This window comes from Natrinema pallidum (genome assembly GCF_005890195.1).
Taxonomy (GTDB): Archaea; Halobacteriota; Halobacteria; order Halobacteriales; family Natrialbaceae; genus Natrinema; species Natrinema pallidum.
This window is the reverse complement of record NZ_CP040637.1, coordinates 2,792,576-2,810,284: the sequence shown is the minus strand read 5'-3', so window position 1 is coordinate 2,810,284 and position 17,709 is coordinate 2,792,576. Positions and strand designations below refer to the sequence as shown.

Below are 17,709 nucleotides of genomic sequence, written 5' to 3'. Positions count from 1 at the left end.
CTCGTGTCAGGGGGGACACGACACCGGCCGCGGGTCGGCGAGCGGAGCGCTCGCGGACACCCGGCCCACTCCGACGTACTTTTGAGCGCGCCCGAATTACCGCAACCAGATTCAGATGCGCGTCGTCGTCCCGTTCGCCGCCGAGACGCCGAAGACTCGCCTCGAGTCCGTCTTCTCCCCGGACGAGCGCTCGCGATTTGCCCGCGCGATGCTCGCCGACGTGCTGCGTGCGATCGCCGAAACCGGCCACGAGCCGACGGTCGTCTCGACCGCGCCGCTTGCGGTCGCCGACCTCGAGTTGCCGGAGGCGGTCGCCGCGGTCACGTCGGTCGCGGTCGACGAGCGGCCGCTGACCGACGCGGTCAACGCGCGGTTGCCGGGCGGCGACGGAGCGGCCGACGGGATCGGCGCGGCCGGCGATTCCGACCGCAACCCCGTCGCCGTCGTGATGGCCGACCTCGCGCTGGCGACCCCCGGCGCACTCGAGGGGGTCCTGACGACGGCGGCCGACGTCGCGATCGCACCGGGACGTGGCGGCGGGACGAACGCGCTCGTCGTTCGCCACCCCGCGTTCCGCGCGGACTACCACGGCACCTCCTACCTCGACCACTGCGAGATCGCCCAGTCGGTCGGAGCCGACCTCGAGACGGTCGACTCGTTCCGGCTGGGAACCGACATCGACGAGCCGGCGGATCTGGTCGAAGTGCTCGTTCACGGGCGCGCTGGCGACCGCGCGCTCGCCCGCCTCCACGAGTTCGGATTCGTCCTCGACGATCGGGGCGGGCGGGTCGGCGTCGCTCGTGAGGGCGATCTCGCGTCGGAGTGACGACCGTTCGGGTCGACGGCCGCCGCGAAGTGAAGGCCTTATGTGCCGAGCGACGACACTGGGAGGTAATGTTTCCCGGGGCGAGCGAGTACGGCGTCGATATCGCAGTCGACGACGCGGCCGTCGAGGATCTCCTGGAGGTCAGCCCGAACGACGTCGACGCACCGTCGGCGCTGACGTTTTCGCGTAACGTGTTCATTCCGCTCACCACGGCCTGTCGTTACACCTGCACCTACTGTACCTACTTCGACCCGCCGGGAGAGGCCTCCCTGCTCTCGCTCGAGGAGGTCCGCGAGATCTGTCGGCGCGGGGCCGACGCGGGCTGTACGGAGGCGCTGTTCACCTTCGGTGACGACCCTGACGAGCGCTACACCGAGATCCACGCCCAACTCGCCGAGTGGGGCCACGACTCGATCCATGGCTATCTGCGCGAGGCCTGCGAGGTCGCGTTGGAAGAGGGGCTGCTCCCCCACGCGAATCCGGGTGACCAGACCCGCGAGCAGATGGCCGCCGTCGCGGACATCAACGCCAGCATGGGCGTGATGCTCGAGACGACCGCCGAGGTCGGTGCCCACGCCGGGCCGCGGCAGAAGATTCCCGGGCAGCGGCTACGGACGCTGCAAAACGCGGGCGAACTGGACGTGGCTTTCACGACCGGAATTCTGGTAGGGATCGGCGAGAACTGGCGCGACCGCGCCGAGAGCCTGCTGGCGATTCGCGAACTCCACGAGCGCCACGACCATATCCAGGAGGTGATCATCCAGCCCGTCGTGGAGAACGAACGCTGGGCCGACGGCTCGCCCGATCTCGCGACGATGCGACAGGTGACGGCGATGGCCCGCGCCGCCCTGCCGGCGGAGGTTTCAGTACAGGTGCCGCCGAACCTCACCCCCGCGAAGGAGTTGATCGACTGCGGTGTCGACGACCTGGGCGGCGTCTCGCCGGTCACCGACGACCACATCAACCCCGACTACACGTGGCCCGCGCTCAGGGAACTCGAGGAGATCGCCGCGTCGGCGGCGCTCCCGCTCGAGGAACGGCTCCCGGTCTACGAACGGTTCCTGCCGCCCGCGTTGCGCACGGGCGGCTTCGACGGGCGGGTCGCCGACGGTGCGGGGAGCGGCGGATCGGACGGGAGTCGCGACTGGATTTCGCCGACGATCCGGGACGCGCTCGCGGCCGACGATTCGGCGGGCGAGCGCTATCGGGCAGTGCTTCGGGACGAGACGACGACGGCTACACACTGAGCGAGCAGCAGCAGCAGTACGCTCCCGGTTGAGTACCGATCGGACCGTTCTCGAGGGGGCGACAGCATCGGTCTCCGGTACTACGGTTTCGTGATTCGGCGGTGGGCACGGAACGCACGAGACGGATCGGTCACGTAGTACCGAAGCAGAACTCGACGTCACTGATCGCTGTCAAGGCGTGCTTCACTGACCTGGTCCCGGTTTCACGTGTCGGTATCTCCGTCAGTGCGGTCGAGCGCCACCTGTGCTACAAGTATTCTAGTTCGCTACTGTGCTGCGAGTCTGGGCCGGCCGAGCCCGCATATCGCTGCGGAACTCAGTTGTAGAGTAGAAGGAGGATCGGAATGACTACCGGTGGGATGAGGATAACCGCAATGATACCGAGCGAAAGCAACTGCGGCGGGAAAGCGGCTAGTAACAGTAGTGCGAGAATACAGATCAGTAGTCCGATGATGACGTTGAGACGGCGTAGTACCCTAGCGTCCGTCATTATATTAGTAATCACACTAACAGTATAAAAGCGGTCGGATGGCGCTCGAATCGATCACTGTACCGGCAGCCACCAGTGGAGAGAGTGCCTACTACGCGGCGGTCGCTCGGTCTTTCCCGGGCACGTTCGGTCTGCGTACGGTTCTGCACAGTAGACTGACTATCGCGGCCGAGTCGCAACAACAGGCGTCGATGGCCGGACTCGAGTCGGTGAGGACCGACCCGCAGTCGGGTCGCATCCCCGTCACCGCTCGGGCAGCCGAGTCGCGTGCGACCGCAAACGATCGACTCGCCTCGAGTCAGCTACCTGCGCTCGAGGCTGCCGGGTGGGACGGAACAGCCACAGGGGGATGCGATGGCGTCGCTGGGGCCGTTGACGGTCACGACCCAGACGGGACGGCCGCAGACGGGACAGTCGGGAAGCGACCAGTCGGTCGCGTCAGCCGCCTCGTCGGCCGGCTCCGTCCTCGTACTGGCCGGATCGACCCGCTCGTCGTGACCCGTCATCGCGACCCCCGTGGCCGGTCCCGAGCATCGGGCGCTGTCGCTGGTTGGTGGCGTTGATTCCATCGTCGTGCGGGACGTTTATATCCCGATAGAATGTACGCAGTCATGCTTTCAACTCCCTCTCGGGATTGGAAGCGAGTCTCGGGTGCTGTGACACCCGGGGCATTTCGATCCACGCCCCCTATCGCTTCTGTGTTCGGAGACTAGCTTCTACTTGAAAATTTGACCGATATGACTTATACCTATTGGAGTGTGCCGTGAACTATTCGTACCCCCTCACGTATGAGCGGGTTCTACCCCGCTCCTGACGGCGACGAGCGCCCTGTCCGTGCCGGCAACGGGGACTTGTCGCCAACCGAGCCGTCGTCACTCGCGGGACCGCCGCTCTTCCGATAACACGCAACCACCCGCCCGAGGACCTCGAACCGTGTCCCGATTCGGCCACGATCACCGCGGTGTTGCGCGCGCGATGCCACAGGTAGTCGATGAGGGCGGGACAGTGTTGCCGACCCGATCCGTCTCCCCGTTACGGCGAAAAATACGCCTCGTGAACCGCGAGCCCTTCGTCCTCGAGCACCGGACCCTCGACCGTCGTCTCGCCGCCGGCCCGGTCGACGACCGCCTCGCAGGGAATGTCGATCACGTCGTCGTCCCGGTGGGCCGCGAGCGAATCCACGGACACGCTGTAGACGACCCGACCGAGCCCCGCGTAGACGATCGCGCTCGCGCACATGGGACACGGCTCAGTGCTGGTGTACATCGTACACGCCGCGCGCTCGCTTGGCTCGAGGTCGCTCGCGGCCCACCGAGCCAGTTTGAACTCCGGATGCGCCGAGATGTCGTCGTCGGTGAGCGTAGTGTTCTCGGCCGTCCGGACGATCTCGTCGTCGACGACGAGCAGGGAGCCGAAGGGCGTGTTGCCGCCGTCGACCGCCGATTCGGCGAGGTCGATCGCGCGTCGAACATAGGCGTCGTCGGTCGCCATACCGACCGCTTCCGTCGCCGGCACCGAAACGCTTCCCCTCGCTCGAGCGCGATCCCGCTCCGTCCTCTCCGGCTCTCCGGCGAACGGCGCGGCGTCTCCCGTATCGATACGCCGGCGAAAATAAATCAACAGGTGGGCCAGGTGGGGTCCGCTCCGCGAGTTCCGGTTCCTCAGCAGGGCTCGATGCCCGAAATAACATCGCGAACGTCGACGTAGCCGTCCTTGAGAGAGGGGTCCCTCCAATCGACCAGGACGCGACCCTCGTCGAGACAGAGCGCCTCGATCGTCCCGGCCGTACTCGCGGGGACGATGAACCCCGAGTCACTGGTACAGGACTCATAAACGGCGACTCGACTCGGCAGTCGCAGACAGTCACCGACCGACACGTCCGCGGGCGAGGCCCGATCGGCCGCCACAGTCCCGGTCATCGCGACGGTCGCTGCAGCAGCACCGGCAGTTGCTTTCAGCGCTTTGCGACGGGATATGGATTGTTGGTCGTCTGCCATGCGTTCAATAATCCAATAACTCGAGTAATAAAATTGTACACTAATTGTATAGTGAACTAGGCATCGATGGGACGACTCTCACACTTGTGGCGTGGAATCGCTCGCTCGTTGGCACGGCGATGGAAGTCCACAACCGGTTCGTGGCCGCAGTCAGCCGTCGGCCGCAACGACCGGTACAGCAATCGAGCGCGGGCAGCGCTTCGAGAGCACACACCGTTATCCGCCTCAAGCGACGGATACCGCGTATGCACGTCGATCTGAGCCATCCGATCGAGACCGGGATGCAGACGTATCCCGACGATCCCGCGGTCACCGTCCGGCGACACGCGACCCACGACGACCACGGCGTCCGCGTCGACGCCCTCGAGTGCGGCAGTCACACCGGCACCCACGTCGACGCACCCATCCACGTCGACCCGGACGGGACACCCCTCGACGCGTACCCGGTCGAGCGGTTCGTCTTCGACGCCGTCCGGGTCGATTGCCGCGATCTCGCGGCCCGCGAACCGATTCCCGCTGCTCGAGTACCGGCCGTCGACGCTGACCTCGCGGTGTTCTGGACCGGGTGGGATGCCCATTGGGGGACCGAGCGGTACCTCGAGCACCCCTTCCTCTCGCCGGCGGCAGCCGTGACCTGCGTCGACCGCGAGTTCGACGTGGCCGTCGACACGCTCAATCCCGATCCGACGCCGACGGACAGCGCCACGGCGGACGAGCCCGCGGGGTTCCAGGCACACCACGCGCTGCTCGGCAACGAGCAGTTGATTCTCGAGAACCTGACAGGCCTCGGCGCGGCGGGAGACCGGTTCGAACTCCGGGCCTATCCGCTGGCCCTCGGAACCGACGGCGCACCGGTTCGGGCCGTCGCGGTCGACGAATCGGAGTCGCGCCGTCGCTCCGGCGCGGGTTTCACGGCTCCGCCGAAATAGGCTGTCAGTACCGTACGCTGAACGGCAGACCTCAATTCGATGCCGTTCACGCCACGATGTGCCGGATCTGTCCTCGGAGTGGAACGAAACGATCGCGGCGTTATATGCCGTCCTCGAGTGAGGGGGGCGATGCAGTCGACACACTCGAGGTGTACTACGATGACGCCACCCGATGAGGAGAGACCGGAGGAATCGCTCGACGAACCGAGGGACGGCCTGCTCGACGCCGAGCGGCGACCGCTGCTGAAAGCGCTAGGTGCGGGAGTGACTGTCGCCGTTGGCAGTGGTGTTGCAGCCGCTCGGAGCGATGCTGCAGCCGACTCGAGCGGGGTCGGCGATACCGGGTCGGACGCGGCAGCGCTCGATCCGCAGTACGGCTTCGCGACGCCGGACGCCGGCACCGTTCCCGAGGACCTCACCCCCGATCATATCGTCGAACTCCACACCGACATGCCCGCAGATCCGGCGAATCCTGACCGCCCGCCGTTCTTCCATTTCGAACCCAGTGGCATGCACGTCGATCCTGGCGATGTCGTCCAGTTCACGGCCACGGCACCAGACCATACGATCACGGCCTATCACCCTGCTCAAGGATTCCAGCGCCGGGTTCCCGACGGGGTACCGCCGTTTTCGTCGCCGGTACTCAACGTCGGCGGGGCCTGGCTCTACGAGTTCTCCAACCGGGGCGTCTACGACGTCTACTGTGGCTCGCATCACGTGTTCGGGATGAGTATGCGCCTCGTCGTCGACGATCTCGCGGCCGAGCACGTTCCGGACTACGAGGCGACGTTCGAGGGCAGCGACGACCCGCCCCTCCTCCCCCCGTTCAGTCCGGCGTTCCTCGAGCGCGAACTCAACACGCTCAGCGATGCCAACGAGGGCTGTGACTGGCACTGGCTGACACCACAGGAGGTTCTCGACACCCCAGCCCTCGACCCGACGCGGATTCAGCAGCGGGGATCAGTGTCGTTCGTGGACGTACTCGCCGATATCGATCGCTTCGCTGAGGCGGGGCCACTCCACGACGACTCCGATGACGAGGGATCAGCCGTCGATAGTAGCCGCTGACCGTTACCGCACGCCCGATCGCACAGCGGTCGGGCGAATCGGACACCCAAGAGCGAAGGTGACCGCTCCACCGTGCGAAGGCCGACCGGTCAATCGTCAGCCGGGGTGACGCGCGCGTCGCGCTCCTCGGTGGTCAAAAGCGGCGTCCCGTCGGCCTTCGGCCCGAGCCGGGGACCGAACGGCGGCTCGTCGGGATCGATGACCCGGCGTGTCTCGTAGTCGGTCGAGCGCTCGACGGGCACACGGCCGATCGACGAAATCATCTCGACGTAGTCCGCGAACGAGCGGAACTCGCCGTAGCCGCCGCCAGCGCGCTTGGTGATCTCCTCGGAGAGGATCGTCCCCATATAATCGTCGGCCCCACACGAGAGCATCTTCAACCCCTGCTCGTCACCGTACTTGACCCACGAGGCCTGAATGTGATCGATATTATCGAGGAACAGCCTCGAGACGGCGATCATCAGTTCGTCCTCGTGCCTGCTCGCACCGCCCGAGACGACGTCGTGCTCGAACAACGGCGTGTTCTGGTGGATGAAGGAAAGCGGTACGAACTCGGTGATATTGCCGGTCCGGTCCTGCAAGTCCCGAATTCGCTGCAGATGCATCGCGCGGTGAGCCTCGTTCTCGACGTGGCCGTACATGATCGTCGCCGTCATCCCGAGGCCGACGTTCGCGGCGGCCTCCATGGCCTCGAGCCAGCCGTCCGTGCTGATCTTGCCGGGACAGATCACCTCGCGGACCTCCTCGACGAGGATTTCGGCTGCGGTGCCGGGAACGGTGTCGAGTCCCGCATCTTGCAGCCGCCGGTAGACCTCCTCGTAGGACCAGTCGGTCCCTCGCCGGGCGTGGTAGGCTTCTTCCGGCGTCATCGAGTGGACGTGGACCCCGTCGACGCTCATCGCCGACACCTGCTCCGTGTAGGTGCCGGGGCTGGTATCGTAGCGTTCGGGCGGCTTGTAGTTGACCGCCTTCGGGTTCGGGTGGTCGTCGAGGATGTCCCGGTGCTCGTCGTCGAGCGCGAACGCGGGGTGCAGGCCCGACACTGAGGTAACCTCGTAGATGCCCCGATCGACGGCGTCGGCGACGATCTCGCGGGATTCGGCGGGCGTCTTCGTGAACCCGGCCGTTTCGATCTCCGCTTCGCTCTCGAAGGTATGGGCGGCGTCCTTGAAGTTACAGAAGAGACAGCCGACGTTACACGCCGTCGTGACGTTGTTGTTCAGGTTTGCGACGAAAGTGACCTCCTCGCCGACCTGCTCGGCGCGGCGGTGATCGGCCGCCTCGAGCACGCGGTCCTTACGTTTCCGGTCGATGCCCTCACCGTCCGTCCCCGTCGTGAATAACTCGATGGCGTCGTCGACGGTGAGTCGATCGCCGTCGCGCGCCTTTGCCAGTGCGTTCTCGAAGGACTGGTCGGTCTCGGGAACGTGATCGAACGTGAGGTCGGCCTCGGTCACCGGTCGCTCCATCGACGTAACGATGCCCGTACAGCGAGAAAAGGGTGATGGATCCGGACCCAACCCCGTCCGAATCGGCCGCGTCGAGACTTGCCGCTACCGATGACGCGATGCAGGGCGGGGTCGCCAGCCACCATCGGCTCGACCCGAACCGATCCGGCCCGACGGCGTCGATCGTCGCCTCGCTTCGGCCCGCGGGGACGGTCGGGGCCGCCGACCGCCGACCGGATATTGAAACCTTCTTACGCTCCGGCCACGGCAACTGCAGTATGAGCGACGGGGGCGAACACGTCCTGAGGTGTCTCGCGTGACGCTACGCACAGCGAAGCCGTTCGAACGCCACGGACTCCACGCGAGGTGGGGACGATGACCAGCGTCAAGGAGTTCCGCATCGAGGCGGAAGCGACCGCCGAGGAACTGGGCCGCGGCGCGTTCGTCTTCACGGACGACTACTCGGTGTTCGACTGGGGGAAGATGCCCGACCAGATTCCGCAAAAGGGGGCGAGCCTCTGTACGATGGGCGCGTTCAACTTCGAACTGCTCGAGAGCGAGGGCGTCCCGACCCACTACCGCGGCGTCGTGGAAAACGGCGACGTCGTCGCCCTCGCGGACACATCCCACCCCCCCTGGGAGATGGCCATCGACCTCACGCAGGTGCCCGACCTCCCACACGAGGGCCGCGAATACGATTACGACAGCTATCACGAGGCGGCCGGCGAGAACTACCTGATCCCCCTCGAGATCGTCTTCCGTAACCGGGTTCCCGTCGGCTCGAGTCTGCGTCGGCGGACCGAGCCGGCCGATCACGGCCTCGCGTTCGGGAGTTGGCCCGAAGAGGCCGTCGACCTCGACGAGCCGATCGTCGAGTTCTCTACGAAGTACGAAGAGGGCGACCGCTATCTCACCCGCGAGGAAGCCGATTCGATCGCCGGGACGGCGGCGATCGAGGACCTCGAGTCGCTGGCCCGCGAGGTCAACCGGATCGTAACCGAGCAGGCGGATTCTGCCGGACTGGTCCACCAGGACGGCAAGATCGAGTGTTGTTACTATCGTGGCGAACTCCGCGTCGCCGATGTCGTCGGTACCTTCGACGAAAACCGCTTCAGCTACGAGGGGACGCAACTCTCGAAGGAGGTGCTGCGCCAGTACCACAAGCGCACGCAGCCCGACTGGGTCCGGGCCGTCAACGCTGCCAAGGCCGAAGCGAAACAGGCGAACGTCGCCGACTGGAAGTCCCTTTGCGACGAGGAGCCGGAGCCGCTGTCGGAGTCGGTCCTCGAGACCGCCAGCGAACTGTACTGTGCCGGGGCCAACGCCTACACCGGCCGGGAACTGTTCGACGCGCCGCCGCTCTCGAGCGCGATCGGTGCGGTGCAGCGGCTGTAGCGGCCGGATCGAACCGGGCACGGATGGGCTCGAATCCGGACGGTGATCTGTTGTCTGGTATCGTTTCGCAACCCCAATCGGACAAAGTAACCCTCATATTGGGGGCCTCGTTACGTTCGGCCGACCGCAAATGAGCCTCGCCACCAGCGGAGTTACAGCGGGAATCGTCCTGTTCAACCTCACCTCCGGAATCGCAGCCGTCGCGAGCGTCATGCTGTCGCTGTTCGTGCTCGTAGTCGTCCTGTTTGCCGTCGCGCCGCTGTTCTCGTCGACGTGGATCGGCCAACAGGACGTGACGGCAGCCGGCGCGTCCCGCAGTACGTCGAGCGACGACTGACCCTACCGCCTCCGCCCGCGCCCCCCGTTCATCGCGATCGGAGACGATACGGACCCGTTTCCACTCGCACCGCCGAGCGACCGTCGAAGCGGGAGTCACGGCGTTCGTCTCGCTCCGGAACGCGACCGGGAGGATGCCCGCCGTCTCGAGGAACGTGGATCGTTCCAAGACGGGAACGACTGTCGTCGCGAACGGACCGGGAAACGGCGTCGCCACGGCCGTGGCAACACGGAGGTACCACGCCCTCCCCAGCCGATTCGCTCGCGCCTCGCGGCGCTCACTCATCCCTCGCGCAGTTCGTGGCGCGGTTCGCCGCAGCGGTGAACCGCGCTACGGCGCGCGCCACCACGATGACGCTGACATGCACGGGTGGCCGAACCGGTTCGGGTGGCCGTGGCCGAATCCGCCGCAATGAATTCGTTCAAGTGGGTCTCGGACGACCTGTCATCCGATGACTGATTCGCCGGACGAGGATTCGCCCGAGTGTCGACAGTGCGGGAGCCCCGTGGGGTCGTCTTCCGAACAGCGCGTCGTGACGACGGTCGAAGAGGGAACAGCCGTCCACCGCCACTTTTGTAGCGACGACTGCCGCGAACAGTGGGAGTCGTCGAACGCCGCCTGATCGGCACTCACACACTGTGCCGTCGGTAACTCGGTTCTCGAGTCGACCGTTCGGAACGACCGTGCTCCCGATCCGAAAAACGACGATCGACGTGGCCGTCCGTGGTGCCAGCCGGGTCACCTGTCGATCGGCGTGGTCGACGGGGCCGAGCAGTATCGGGGACGGTGACGGCTACCGACGGGAGACGGGTTCGAACGGCGTCGCAAAAAAGGACTCACGCACCGCGAGGGTTAGTCGCGGAGGGGGACACGTCGTCGGTCGGTCGGGCAGCCACGGCGACGGTCATCATCGAGAGACCGGACACGAGGAGGTTCGCGCCTACCAGGAGGCCGATCGCCCAGGCCGCGGTCGCCGGAAAGCCGACCCAGAGGAATCCGGCCAGGACGATCGCGATGCCGCCGCTGATGGCAACGGAGGTCCGCCCGGTGGACTGGGGCATCCGCATCGCCGTCGCAAGTTCGGCGAAGCCGTGGACGGCCAGATACGCCACGAGTGCCAGGGTCAGGGTGACGAGCGCGACGACGGGTGCCGCGAGCACGGCCAGTCCGGCGAGCACCGAGACGAGCGCGAGCACGACCTGCCAACTCGACCGATGCCAGCCCCGCGCGGCGAACGCGTGGACGCCGTGGACGACGCCGCCCGCGACGAGGAGAACGCCGAGCGCGAGCGAGATCGAGAGGCCGGTAACCGCCGGTACAGCCATCGCGAACAACCCGATCAGGCCGATGATCCCGCCCGCGATCGCGAGCGTTCGCCAGTCGTTCTCGAGGGAGTAGCCGTCCGATTCGGTGCTGTGGTTGGTTGTGGTCATTGGAATCTCCGATTCACTGTACGACATGTGAGTATATATAACTACTATACGATTTGACAGTCTGTATCGATGCCAGACGGGTCAGCGATCGGTCAGACTGCGTCTCGAGCGCGGCACGCGGCTCACTCGGGGGAAGCACAACCGACCGCTAGCACCGACGGTCGAAACCGCGATCGGCGCGAGTGTGAACGCTGTGGCCAACGCGTTCCCGCAGCGACGTACCGCAAGCATCTGCTCACGGAGTGTCCGAGGGAGTCGGTGCTACGTCTCCTCGACGTGGCGGATCTCGCAAGCGATGCCGCGCGTGCTCTCGGCCATTTCGCGGCCGAACATCTCGGCGCGGCCGACGGCGAAGGCCTTCGGTCCCTCGACGACGACTTCGTCGCCGACGCGGATGTCCTCGTCGGCGTCGACGACGCCCGGGGCGAGCACGCTGCCGTGGGGAACGAAGCCGTCGATCTCGACGCGCTTCGTCGGTGCGTCGCTCTCGAGCCAGCGGCGTGCGCCCGCGAGCGTGAACGAGAGCGTCCCGTACTGCGGAACCATCGTCGCGAGTTGCGTATCGTCGGGGTCGCGGACCTGGATCTTGGGATAGCGACTGGTCGTCTGAATGTCCGCGAAGAGGTCGTCACCGGCCCCATCGCCGAGCAGGTAGTCCGCGATCGCGCGGACGGTGTTGTGCTCGCGCTCGCGCTTGGAATATTTCAGTTCGCCGGACAGGGCGCTCGAGAGGTTCGCGAGCGATTCGTCGTCGGTCGGGTGGTCGGCGACCGTGTAGGTAACGTCGAGGGCGAGTCGTTCCTCGACGCGCTCGACGATGTCGCGGTAGCCCTCGTCGGGGACGTGGGCGATGATTTCCGGATACTCGTTGCGCTCGAGGTACCGCTGCAGGACATCGCTCACGAACTGCTTTTCGTCCTCGGACCACCGACCCGTGACCACGGTGTCGTAGTGTTGGGCGGGATAGGTCGTCTCGAGTTCCTGCGGGACGACGCCGATCGGGCTGGTCATCGAAACGAGGTGGGCACGCCACTGAATGGCGTCGTGGAACTGGCGGTGGCTCTGGGACTCGCTGTACGGCTTGGCGGCCGAACAGGGGACGAGTACGAGCGGGTTTCGGAACCGATTCCGGTACCGCGTGGTCACCCGATCGGCGAAGCGCTGGATCTCCACCCGACGGATGGTGTCCGCGGTCGCGGCGTCGATCCGGGCGTCCCGCAGAATCGGCGTCCGTTCCTCGAGATATCCCCACTGGTCGTCGAGTTCGCGCATCGCGGCGGTGAGCCACTGGTCGTAGCGGGCCTGCCCTTCGACGTAATCCCGGAGCCGCCCGTCCCGAATCCGGCGGCGGACGATCGCCAGTTCGGACTCGAGGGCGGCGACGTTGTGCTCGGCACAATCGGCGCGCGTAAACTCCTCGCGAGGTTGCTGGCAGGCCGGACACGAGCAGGGGAGTTCGTCGAGATCCTCGAGGAAGTACGCCTCGTCGGTCGTGAGATAGCGACCTTCGGTCCCTTTTATCGCGGCCGCGGTCCCGTCGAAGAGGTCGACGCCGGCGTAGGCCAACAGGGCGACGTTCCGCGGCGTCGCGACTCCGGAGAACAGCAGGGCGGTGTCGGTCGGAATCGCCTCGCGGACATCGACGACGGCCTCGACGAGCGCCGCACCGTGTCCCATCACGGACTGGACGTTCGAGAGGGCGTACGCGTCCGTCTCTTGGGGGGCGACGGTCTCACTCGAGACGACCGCGACACTTGGGTAGTCGACATCGGGAGCGTCGACGGCGAACGATTCCTGTACCTCCGCGGGCGTACCGCCGGGGAACGCCCGATGGGGGAGGACGGTGAGTTGCGAGTCGTCGCCCGCGGGACGGTCCCGGTCCCCGCTCCAGAGCGAACCCGCGTCCTCGAGGACGTCGTCGACGAGTGCGGGCGTCGTCAGTGGCGAGGAGAGGCGAAGGTCGCCCACGCGCGCGGCCCCGTCGCGCTCGTGTACTTCGAAATAGTCGGTCATACTCGATATGACCGGGGCGAGCGAAAGAGGTTGTCGATAGCGAGTGATCGCAATCGACTCAACACCGTTCCAGAATCGTGACTGTCGGCGGCTGTATTCCTCTCGTCCCGCGAGAGCATCCATTGGCGGATATTTTGGAAAATTAATCTTTATACGGGAGTAGTTGGAAGTACGACTATGTCATCGGACCGAAGACCAGACTCGAGACGGCGATTGAAGAGCGGCGGGCGAGCGTTCCTCGTCGTTCTTCTCGTTGCAGCCGTCGGTATCGCGACGATCGGATTGCCGGCAATCTACGGCGGTTCGACGACGACTGCCGAAGCGACGGAATCACCCGTCGAATCGTACGAAACGGTCTCGCAGGCCGAATCGGACCTCGATCCGGCCGACGAGGTGTACCTCCGCGACGACGGCAGCGCCGTCCTCCGCTACGACGACAACGAATCGGACGTCAACCAGGTCGATCTGGGCATGGACGCCAGTGAAGGGCTGGTCCACATGCTGGTCGCGGACGACCTCGACGACGAGATGCAAAACGAGGAGTTCGAGTCGGCGGACTTCTCGGCGATCCTCGACCAGCAAGGATTCGCCGGGAACGGCTCCCTCGTCATGCAGCAGCCGGACGAGGTCACGGACCTCTCCGTCGACGTTTCCGGTGAGATCTCCGACGAGCGGAATCAGTTCGACGCGACCGCGGCCGGAACGTTCGAAAGCAACTCCACGACCACTGGCGAGGCCACCACCAGCGGACACATGACTGCCACCGCCGACAGATTCGAGACGGCAGGCACCATCTCCGCCGAATCCGGGACGATGGCCGCCGGTGACGACACGTCGATGAGCGTGTCCCTCGAGGACACGAGCGACGGATATACCATCGACGTGGCTCAGGAGCGGAGTATTTACGACTTCAGCGCCGAACAGTGGGAAACTCGAGAGGCGGCCAAGCAGACCCTCCAAGAGCAGTACGGTGCGATCGCGACGCAGATGGGTGGTACGAGCGACATCCAGATCAACGAGTACGAGTACGAGGAGCGAACCACCGATGACAACCGGCTCACGCTCGACTTTACGGTCGAGTACACCGGCATCGACGCGGGTATCGAGGAACAGCTTGCGACCGCTCTGGCGAACGATGACTCGTCCGACCTGAGCCAATCGGAAGCCGAGACGATCGCGGCCAACATCACCGAACTCGAGATCGAGACCTTCGAGTTCACGATGAACCAGAGCGACGGGACGTTCGATGTCGAATGGGAGATCGCGCTCGCGAACTACGACAAGCTCACGATCGCGATGCTCGATCTGGCCGAATCGACGGACATGAACGGTACGATGCCGCAGGAAGACATCGATAATGCCCGCGCTGCGATCGACGCACAGCAGAAGGCCGATCTGACGTGGGAGATGCAGTGGGACGCGTCGGTCGAGCAAACCTCCGGTAATGAACTCACGCTCGACGCCGAACTCACGAGCGAAACCGAAAACTGGAAGGACTACATCGCCGAGCTCAAGGCGAACGATATCGAGACGCCGAACGACGTCAAGTTCGATCTGACGGCCGAAACCGACGGCGACAAGCTCTCGGTCGACGGACAGTTCGAGGTCGAGAGCAAGGACCTCGCCGGGAATGCGATCAACGCGATGGCCGAGTCCGCCCAGAGCGGCCCCACCGGCTCGTCGAACGCGCAGAGCGACCAGTTCATGACCGCGCTCTCCGAATCCGAACTCCAGGTCGCCCGTATCGACGGCAGTATCACCGGTGACTCGGTGCGAGTCGAAGCGGGCGCCAAGTTCGACAACATGAGCAAAGTCACCGAGACGTTCAGCGACACCGTCTCGATTAGCGGCGTTGCAACCGAATCCGATGGGAACACCACGTCCATGTACGTCTACGTCGACGACATGGGTGACGTCGATACCGCCTCGGCGACCAAGTCCGACATCGAACACCTCGGCGTGGTCGATTCCGAGACGACCGTCCATCAGGCAGGCGACTGGGACAAGGAGTTCCCCGACGTCGACACTGACGGCATGCGCAGCTATCTCGGTCTCAACGCGGAGAACAGCGAACAAGCGGAAGGCGAGGACGACTCCGATAGCGTGCCCGGCTTCGGGCTCGGCGTCGGTCTCGCTGCAGTCGCCGGACTGCTCACGACGCTCGTCCTTCGACGACGCGAGTAACGCACCGAAATCCGGCTGAGCGCAGTCGACCCCGTTCCGGCTCGTTTTTTGACGCTATCGAGACGACAGTCGGCAGCGAATCGCTAAGCCACCCTGCCCGTGTTCCGAGTGTCCGCAGCAATCGTGAGTGCTGACCGCCGAACGAAACGCGGTGCGTTGCTGACGGCGGCCGAGGGAGACCGACCGCAACGGGTCAGCTACACGGTCTCGAGGTGGGTCGCCGTCGCCGACGTGTGGCCGCGATTGAACGAGAGGATCTTGATCCGGATCACGTCGGTCACCTCGCAGGCGTCGGGGACGTCTTCGACGAAGACGACGAACCCTTCGACCTTGCCGACTGCCCGCCGCTCACCGGAGTGATGATCACTGAATTCGCGGATTGCGACTTCCTCGACGTCGCCGATGTCGACCGGCGGATCGCGTTCCTGGGCATCTCTGTGGCGGGACCGAGACTGCCGTTCGTCCGCGGAGCCGCCGCGAACGCGTTTGAACAGCCACGAGACGAGTACGAGCACAACGAGGACGCCACCGCCGACTACTGCTGGGCCGAGCATATCGCAACCGGACAGCGCCTGGGTCTTCGATGTTCCGATCCGGGCGAGGTCGCCGGCGACGCCCCGCGAGCGTGAGACGGCCGACGAGAGGGAGGAGACCGTCTGCAGGAGGGCTCGAGGCGGAACGGTCCCCGCAGCGGTCGACTCGAGTGTACCGACGACGGCCCCGATCAGTTCGCGGTGAGGTCCACCAGCGCGACGGCGTCGGGAACGCGCTCGAGGACGGCGGCCGGCCATCCCTCGTGGGCGAGGGTGACCGTCGTCTCCGGGTTCGTCGCGACGAGGCTGGCGACGCCGTCAGCCGCGGCTTCGAGGGCGGCCCGATCGGTTCGGGCGGGGACCTCCGCGGTGAGCGGGTAGCTCTTCGACAGCGCACGCGGGAAGGGTCCGAACGGCGGTTCGACGCGCCAGGAGTCGTCGAACTCGTCGCTCCGTGGCGCGGTCCCCTCCGTGAGAAGCAGGCTGTCCGGGACGGACAGCCGCTCGAGGCGCTGATGGTGTCGGACGACTTCGGGGCGACGAGCGCTCTCGTGGGAGGTGTAGAAGAACGAGCCCTTCGAGACGGGATCGCTCCGCTCGAGTTGGGCGGCGTGATCGAGCAGTGTGCGGTAGCCGTCGAGCATCGTCGGGTGGGCGCGGGCGCGCTGTTCGACGAGTTCGAGCAGATCGCCCGTCCGGATGGCCTGCTTGATCCGGCGGATCTCGGCGAAGGTGACGTGGAGGTTGTGGGCGGCGAGTTCGGATTCGCGCTCGGCGTCGGGCAGGGCGCGAAGTTCGTCCGGCGAGTGGGCGGTACAGACGGCACAGGAACAGGGGAGGTACTCGAGGTCGTCGAGCGCACGGGTGCCGCGAACCGTGAGATAGCGGTCGTCGCGGGCGTACAACGCGTAGGCAGCCGAGTCGAACAGGTCACAGCCCATCGCGACGGCGAGGGCGAACATCATGGGGTGGCCGGCACCGAAGAGGTGGACGGGTGCGTCGGCTCCCAGGCCGCGCTTGGCAGCGGCGACGACATCGATCATATCGTCGTACCGGTAGTCGTTCATCAGCGGCACGACCGCGCCGACCGGGAAGACATCGAGATCGGTGCCGTCGGCGTGGCGACCGGCCCGCTCGCGGAGATCCGGATAGGTCGACCCCTGCACGGGCGCGCTGACGAGCATCTCGCCCGTGTCGGCGGCCTCGGCGACCTCGAGTCGGTCCTGCGTGGTCTCGAGATCCGCCGCGGCGCGCTCGCGGGAGACGTCCGGCGGGGTCGGGATGTCGACCGGCGTAGCGATATCGGAGCCGATCTCGCGCTGGAAGGCGAGGATCTCTGCCGTCGTTACGTCGATCTCGCCGTACTCCGAAAGCTGGAACGAGCCGGAGTCAGTCATGATCGCGCCCGGGAAATCGAGCAGGTCATGGAGCCCCTCCTCGAGAGCGCGTTCGCGGAGCGTATCGTCGCCGTGGATGATGTAGGAGTTCGTGATGAGGATTTCCGCGCCGAACTCGTCGGCGAGTCGGCGAGGGCTGATCGTATCCAGATTCGGATTGATAACTGGTAGCAAGGCCGGGGTTTCGACGGTCGTACCGGCACGCGGAACGGTGAGTTCCCCGATGCGGCCGCCGGCGTCGGTGTCCCGGACTTCGAAGGACTCGCGCATTGCCCCTCCGTTGGACCGTCGGACGTAAGACGTGACGGTTTTCGTCCGCCCGATCGCCGACGCCCCGTCACGGCGCTGGACCGGCCGGAGCCCTCCTCGAGACGGCGAGGTGAAAGTGGGGCCGCAGTTCCCGAACCGTCCA

At 65.7% G+C, this 17,709-nt stretch carries 17 protein-coding genes; 9 read left to right on the top strand and 8 right to left on the bottom strand.

Annotated features, from left to right (window positions below):
• Positions 1 to 115 precede the first annotated feature (115 nt).
• Entirely contained in the window at positions 116 to 826 is a 711-nt protein-coding gene (gene cofC / locus FGF80_RS13920) for a 2-phospho-L-lactate guanylyltransferase (protein ID WP_138654672.1), read from the top strand.
• Between the two features lie 68 nt (positions 827 to 894).
• Positions 895 to 2,073 (top strand): 7,8-didemethyl-8-hydroxy-5-deazariboflavin synthase subunit CofG, encoded by a 1,179-nt coding sequence (gene cofG, locus FGF80_RS13915; RefSeq protein ID WP_049908057.1) that lies wholly within the window; start codon positions 895 to 897, stop codon positions 2,071 to 2,073.
• A gap of 792 nt (positions 2,074 to 2,865) precedes the next feature.
• Here the strand turns inward: cofG and FGF80_RS13910 are convergent.
• The 3 genes from FGF80_RS13910 to FGF80_RS13900 form a co-directional block, all read right to left on the bottom strand.
• Entirely contained in the window at positions 2,866 to 3,132 is a 267-nt protein-coding gene (locus FGF80_RS13910) for a hypothetical protein (RefSeq protein ID WP_238705297.1), read from the bottom strand.
• Positions 3,133 to 3,595: 463 nt separating this feature from the next.
• Positions 3,596 to 4,054 (bottom strand): nucleoside deaminase, encoded by a 459-nt coding sequence (locus FGF80_RS13905; RefSeq protein WP_049908053.1) that lies wholly within the window; start codon positions 4,052 to 4,054, stop codon positions 3,596 to 3,598.
• Positions 4,055 to 4,224: 170 nt separating this feature from the next.
• Positions 4,225 to 4,560, bottom strand: coding sequence for a hypothetical protein (locus FGF80_RS13900; protein WP_138654670.1), 336 nt, complete (start codon positions 4,558 to 4,560; stop codon positions 4,225 to 4,227).
• Between the two features lie 245 nt (positions 4,561 to 4,805).
• On the opposite strand from FGF80_RS13900, the gene FGF80_RS13895 reads away from it, so the two are divergent.
• Positions 4,806 to 5,489 (top strand): cyclase family protein, encoded by a 684-nt coding sequence (locus FGF80_RS13895; protein WP_138654668.1) that lies wholly within the window; start codon positions 4,806 to 4,808, stop codon positions 5,487 to 5,489.
• A 159-nt stretch (positions 5,490 to 5,648) separates the two neighbouring features.
• Positions 5,649 to 6,557: a cupredoxin domain-containing protein gene (locus tag FGF80_RS13890; RefSeq protein WP_138654667.1), complete on the top strand. Its 909-nt coding sequence runs from the start codon at positions 5,649 to 5,651 to the stop codon at positions 6,555 to 6,557.
• Positions 6,558 to 6,646: 89 nt separating this feature from the next.
• Here FGF80_RS13890 and cofH read toward each other — a convergent pair whose 3' ends face one another.
• Positions 6,647 to 8,026 carry a 7,8-didemethyl-8-hydroxy-5-deazariboflavin synthase subunit CofH gene (cofH, locus tag FGF80_RS13885; RefSeq protein ID WP_138654665.1) on the bottom strand — a complete coding sequence of 460 codons (1,380 nt, stop codon included), beginning with the start codon at positions 8,024 to 8,026 and terminating at the stop codon, positions 6,647 to 6,649.
• A 35-nt stretch (positions 8,027 to 8,061) separates the two neighbouring features.
• Between cofH and FGF80_RS13880 the strand changes: the two genes are divergently transcribed.
• The 4 genes from FGF80_RS13880 (at position 8,062) to FGF80_RS19275 (ending at position 10,359) form a co-directional block, all read left to right on the top strand.
• Positions 8,062 to 8,325: a hypothetical protein gene (locus FGF80_RS13880; protein WP_138654663.1), complete on the top strand. Its 264-nt coding sequence runs from the start codon at positions 8,062 to 8,064 to the stop codon at positions 8,323 to 8,325.
• A 55-nt stretch (positions 8,326 to 8,380) separates the two neighbouring features.
• Positions 8,381 to 9,400: a phosphoribosylaminoimidazolesuccinocarboxamide synthase gene (locus FGF80_RS13875; protein ID WP_138654661.1), complete on the top strand. Its 1,020-nt coding sequence runs from the start codon at positions 8,381 to 8,383 to the stop codon at positions 9,398 to 9,400.
• Between the two features lie 130 nt (positions 9,401 to 9,530).
• Positions 9,531 to 9,737: a hypothetical protein gene (locus FGF80_RS13870; RefSeq protein ID WP_006185490.1), complete on the top strand. Its 207-nt coding sequence runs from the start codon at positions 9,531 to 9,533 to the stop codon at positions 9,735 to 9,737.
• Between the two features lie 451 nt (positions 9,738 to 10,188).
• Positions 10,189 to 10,359, top strand: coding sequence for a DUF7576 family protein (locus FGF80_RS19275; RefSeq protein WP_006185491.1), 171 nt, complete (start codon positions 10,189 to 10,191; stop codon positions 10,357 to 10,359).
• Positions 10,360 to 10,573: 214 nt separating this feature from the next.
• On the opposite strand, the gene FGF80_RS13865 is transcribed toward FGF80_RS19275, so the two are convergent.
• Together FGF80_RS13865 and arcS are read right to left on the bottom strand one after the other, a co-directional pair.
• Entirely contained in the window at positions 10,574 to 11,170 is a 597-nt protein-coding gene (locus tag FGF80_RS13865) for an HdeD family acid-resistance protein (RefSeq protein WP_049908059.1), read from the bottom strand.
• A 261-nt stretch (positions 11,171 to 11,431) separates the two neighbouring features.
• Entirely contained in the window at positions 11,432 to 13,183 is a 1,752-nt protein-coding gene (gene arcS / locus FGF80_RS13860; RefSeq protein WP_138654659.1) for an archaeosine synthase subunit alpha, read from the bottom strand.
• Between the two features lie 213 nt (positions 13,184 to 13,396).
• Between arcS and FGF80_RS13855 the strand changes: the two genes are divergently transcribed.
• Complete coding sequence (locus FGF80_RS13855) at positions 13,397 to 15,367, top strand: hypothetical protein (protein WP_006185494.1); 1,971 nt, start codon at positions 13,397 to 13,399, stop codon at positions 15,365 to 15,367.
• A 197-nt stretch (positions 15,368 to 15,564) separates the two neighbouring features.
• Here the strand turns inward: FGF80_RS13855 and FGF80_RS13850 are convergent, their stop codons facing one another.
• Positions 15,565 to 15,921 (bottom strand): TRAM domain-containing protein, encoded by a 357-nt coding sequence (locus tag FGF80_RS13850; RefSeq protein WP_049908060.1) that lies wholly within the window; start codon positions 15,919 to 15,921, stop codon positions 15,565 to 15,567.
• 170 nt (positions 15,922 to 16,091) lie between these two features.
• Positions 16,092 to 17,567 carry a tRNA guanosine(15) transglycosylase TgtA gene (gene tgtA / locus FGF80_RS13845; RefSeq protein WP_006185496.1) on the bottom strand — a complete coding sequence of 492 codons (1,476 nt, stop codon included), beginning with the start codon at positions 17,565 to 17,567 and terminating at the stop codon, positions 16,092 to 16,094.
• Positions 17,568 to 17,709 lie beyond the last annotated feature (142 nt).

Excerpts from the sequence above, each read along its gene's own strand:
- tgtA (WP_006185496.1), bottom strand. The coding sequence starts at position 17,567 with ATGCGCGAGTCCTTCGAAGTCCGGGACACCGACGCCGGCGGCCGCATC.
- FGF80_RS13865 (WP_049908059.1), bottom strand. The coding sequence starts at position 11,170 with ATGACCACAACCAACCACAGCACCGAATCGGACGGCTACTCCCTCGAG.
- cofC (WP_138654672.1), top strand. The coding sequence starts at position 116 with ATGCGCGTCGTCGTCCCGTTCGCCGCCGAGACGCCGAAGACTCGCCTC.
- FGF80_RS13890 (WP_138654667.1), top strand. The coding sequence starts at position 5,649 with ATGACGCCACCCGATGAGGAGAGACCGGAGGAATCGCTCGACGAACCG.
- cofH (WP_138654665.1), bottom strand. The coding sequence starts at position 8,026 with ATGGAGCGACCGGTGACCGAGGCCGACCTCACGTTCGATCACGTTCCC.
- arcS (WP_138654659.1), bottom strand. The coding sequence starts at position 13,183 with ATGACCGACTATTTCGAAGTACACGAGCGCGACGGGGCCGCGCGCGTG.
- cofG (WP_049908057.1), top strand. The coding sequence starts at position 895 with ATGTTTCCCGGGGCGAGCGAGTACGGCGTCGATATCGCAGTCGACGAC.
- FGF80_RS13910 (WP_238705297.1), bottom strand. The coding sequence starts at position 3,132 with ATGGAATCAACGCCACCAACCAGCGACAGCGCCCGATGCTCGGGACCG.
- FGF80_RS13870 (WP_006185490.1), top strand. The coding sequence starts at position 9,531 with ATGAGCCTCGCCACCAGCGGAGTTACAGCGGGAATCGTCCTGTTCAAC.
- FGF80_RS13850 (WP_049908060.1), bottom strand. The coding sequence starts at position 15,921 with ATGCTCGGCCCAGCAGTAGTCGGCGGTGGCGTCCTCGTTGTGCTCGTA.
- FGF80_RS13880 (WP_138654663.1), top strand. The coding sequence starts at position 8,062 with ATGGATCCGGACCCAACCCCGTCCGAATCGGCCGCGTCGAGACTTGCC.
- FGF80_RS13900 (WP_138654670.1), bottom strand. The coding sequence starts at position 4,560 with ATGGCAGACGACCAACAATCCATATCCCGTCGCAAAGCGCTGAAAGCA.
- FGF80_RS13905 (WP_049908053.1), bottom strand. The coding sequence starts at position 4,054 with ATGGCGACCGACGACGCCTATGTTCGACGCGCGATCGACCTCGCCGAA.
- FGF80_RS13895 (WP_138654668.1), top strand. The coding sequence starts at position 4,806 with ATGCACGTCGATCTGAGCCATCCGATCGAGACCGGGATGCAGACGTAT.
- FGF80_RS19275 (WP_006185491.1), top strand. The coding sequence starts at position 10,189 with ATGACTGATTCGCCGGACGAGGATTCGCCCGAGTGTCGACAGTGCGGG.
- FGF80_RS13875 (WP_138654661.1), top strand. The coding sequence starts at position 8,381 with ATGACCAGCGTCAAGGAGTTCCGCATCGAGGCGGAAGCGACCGCCGAG.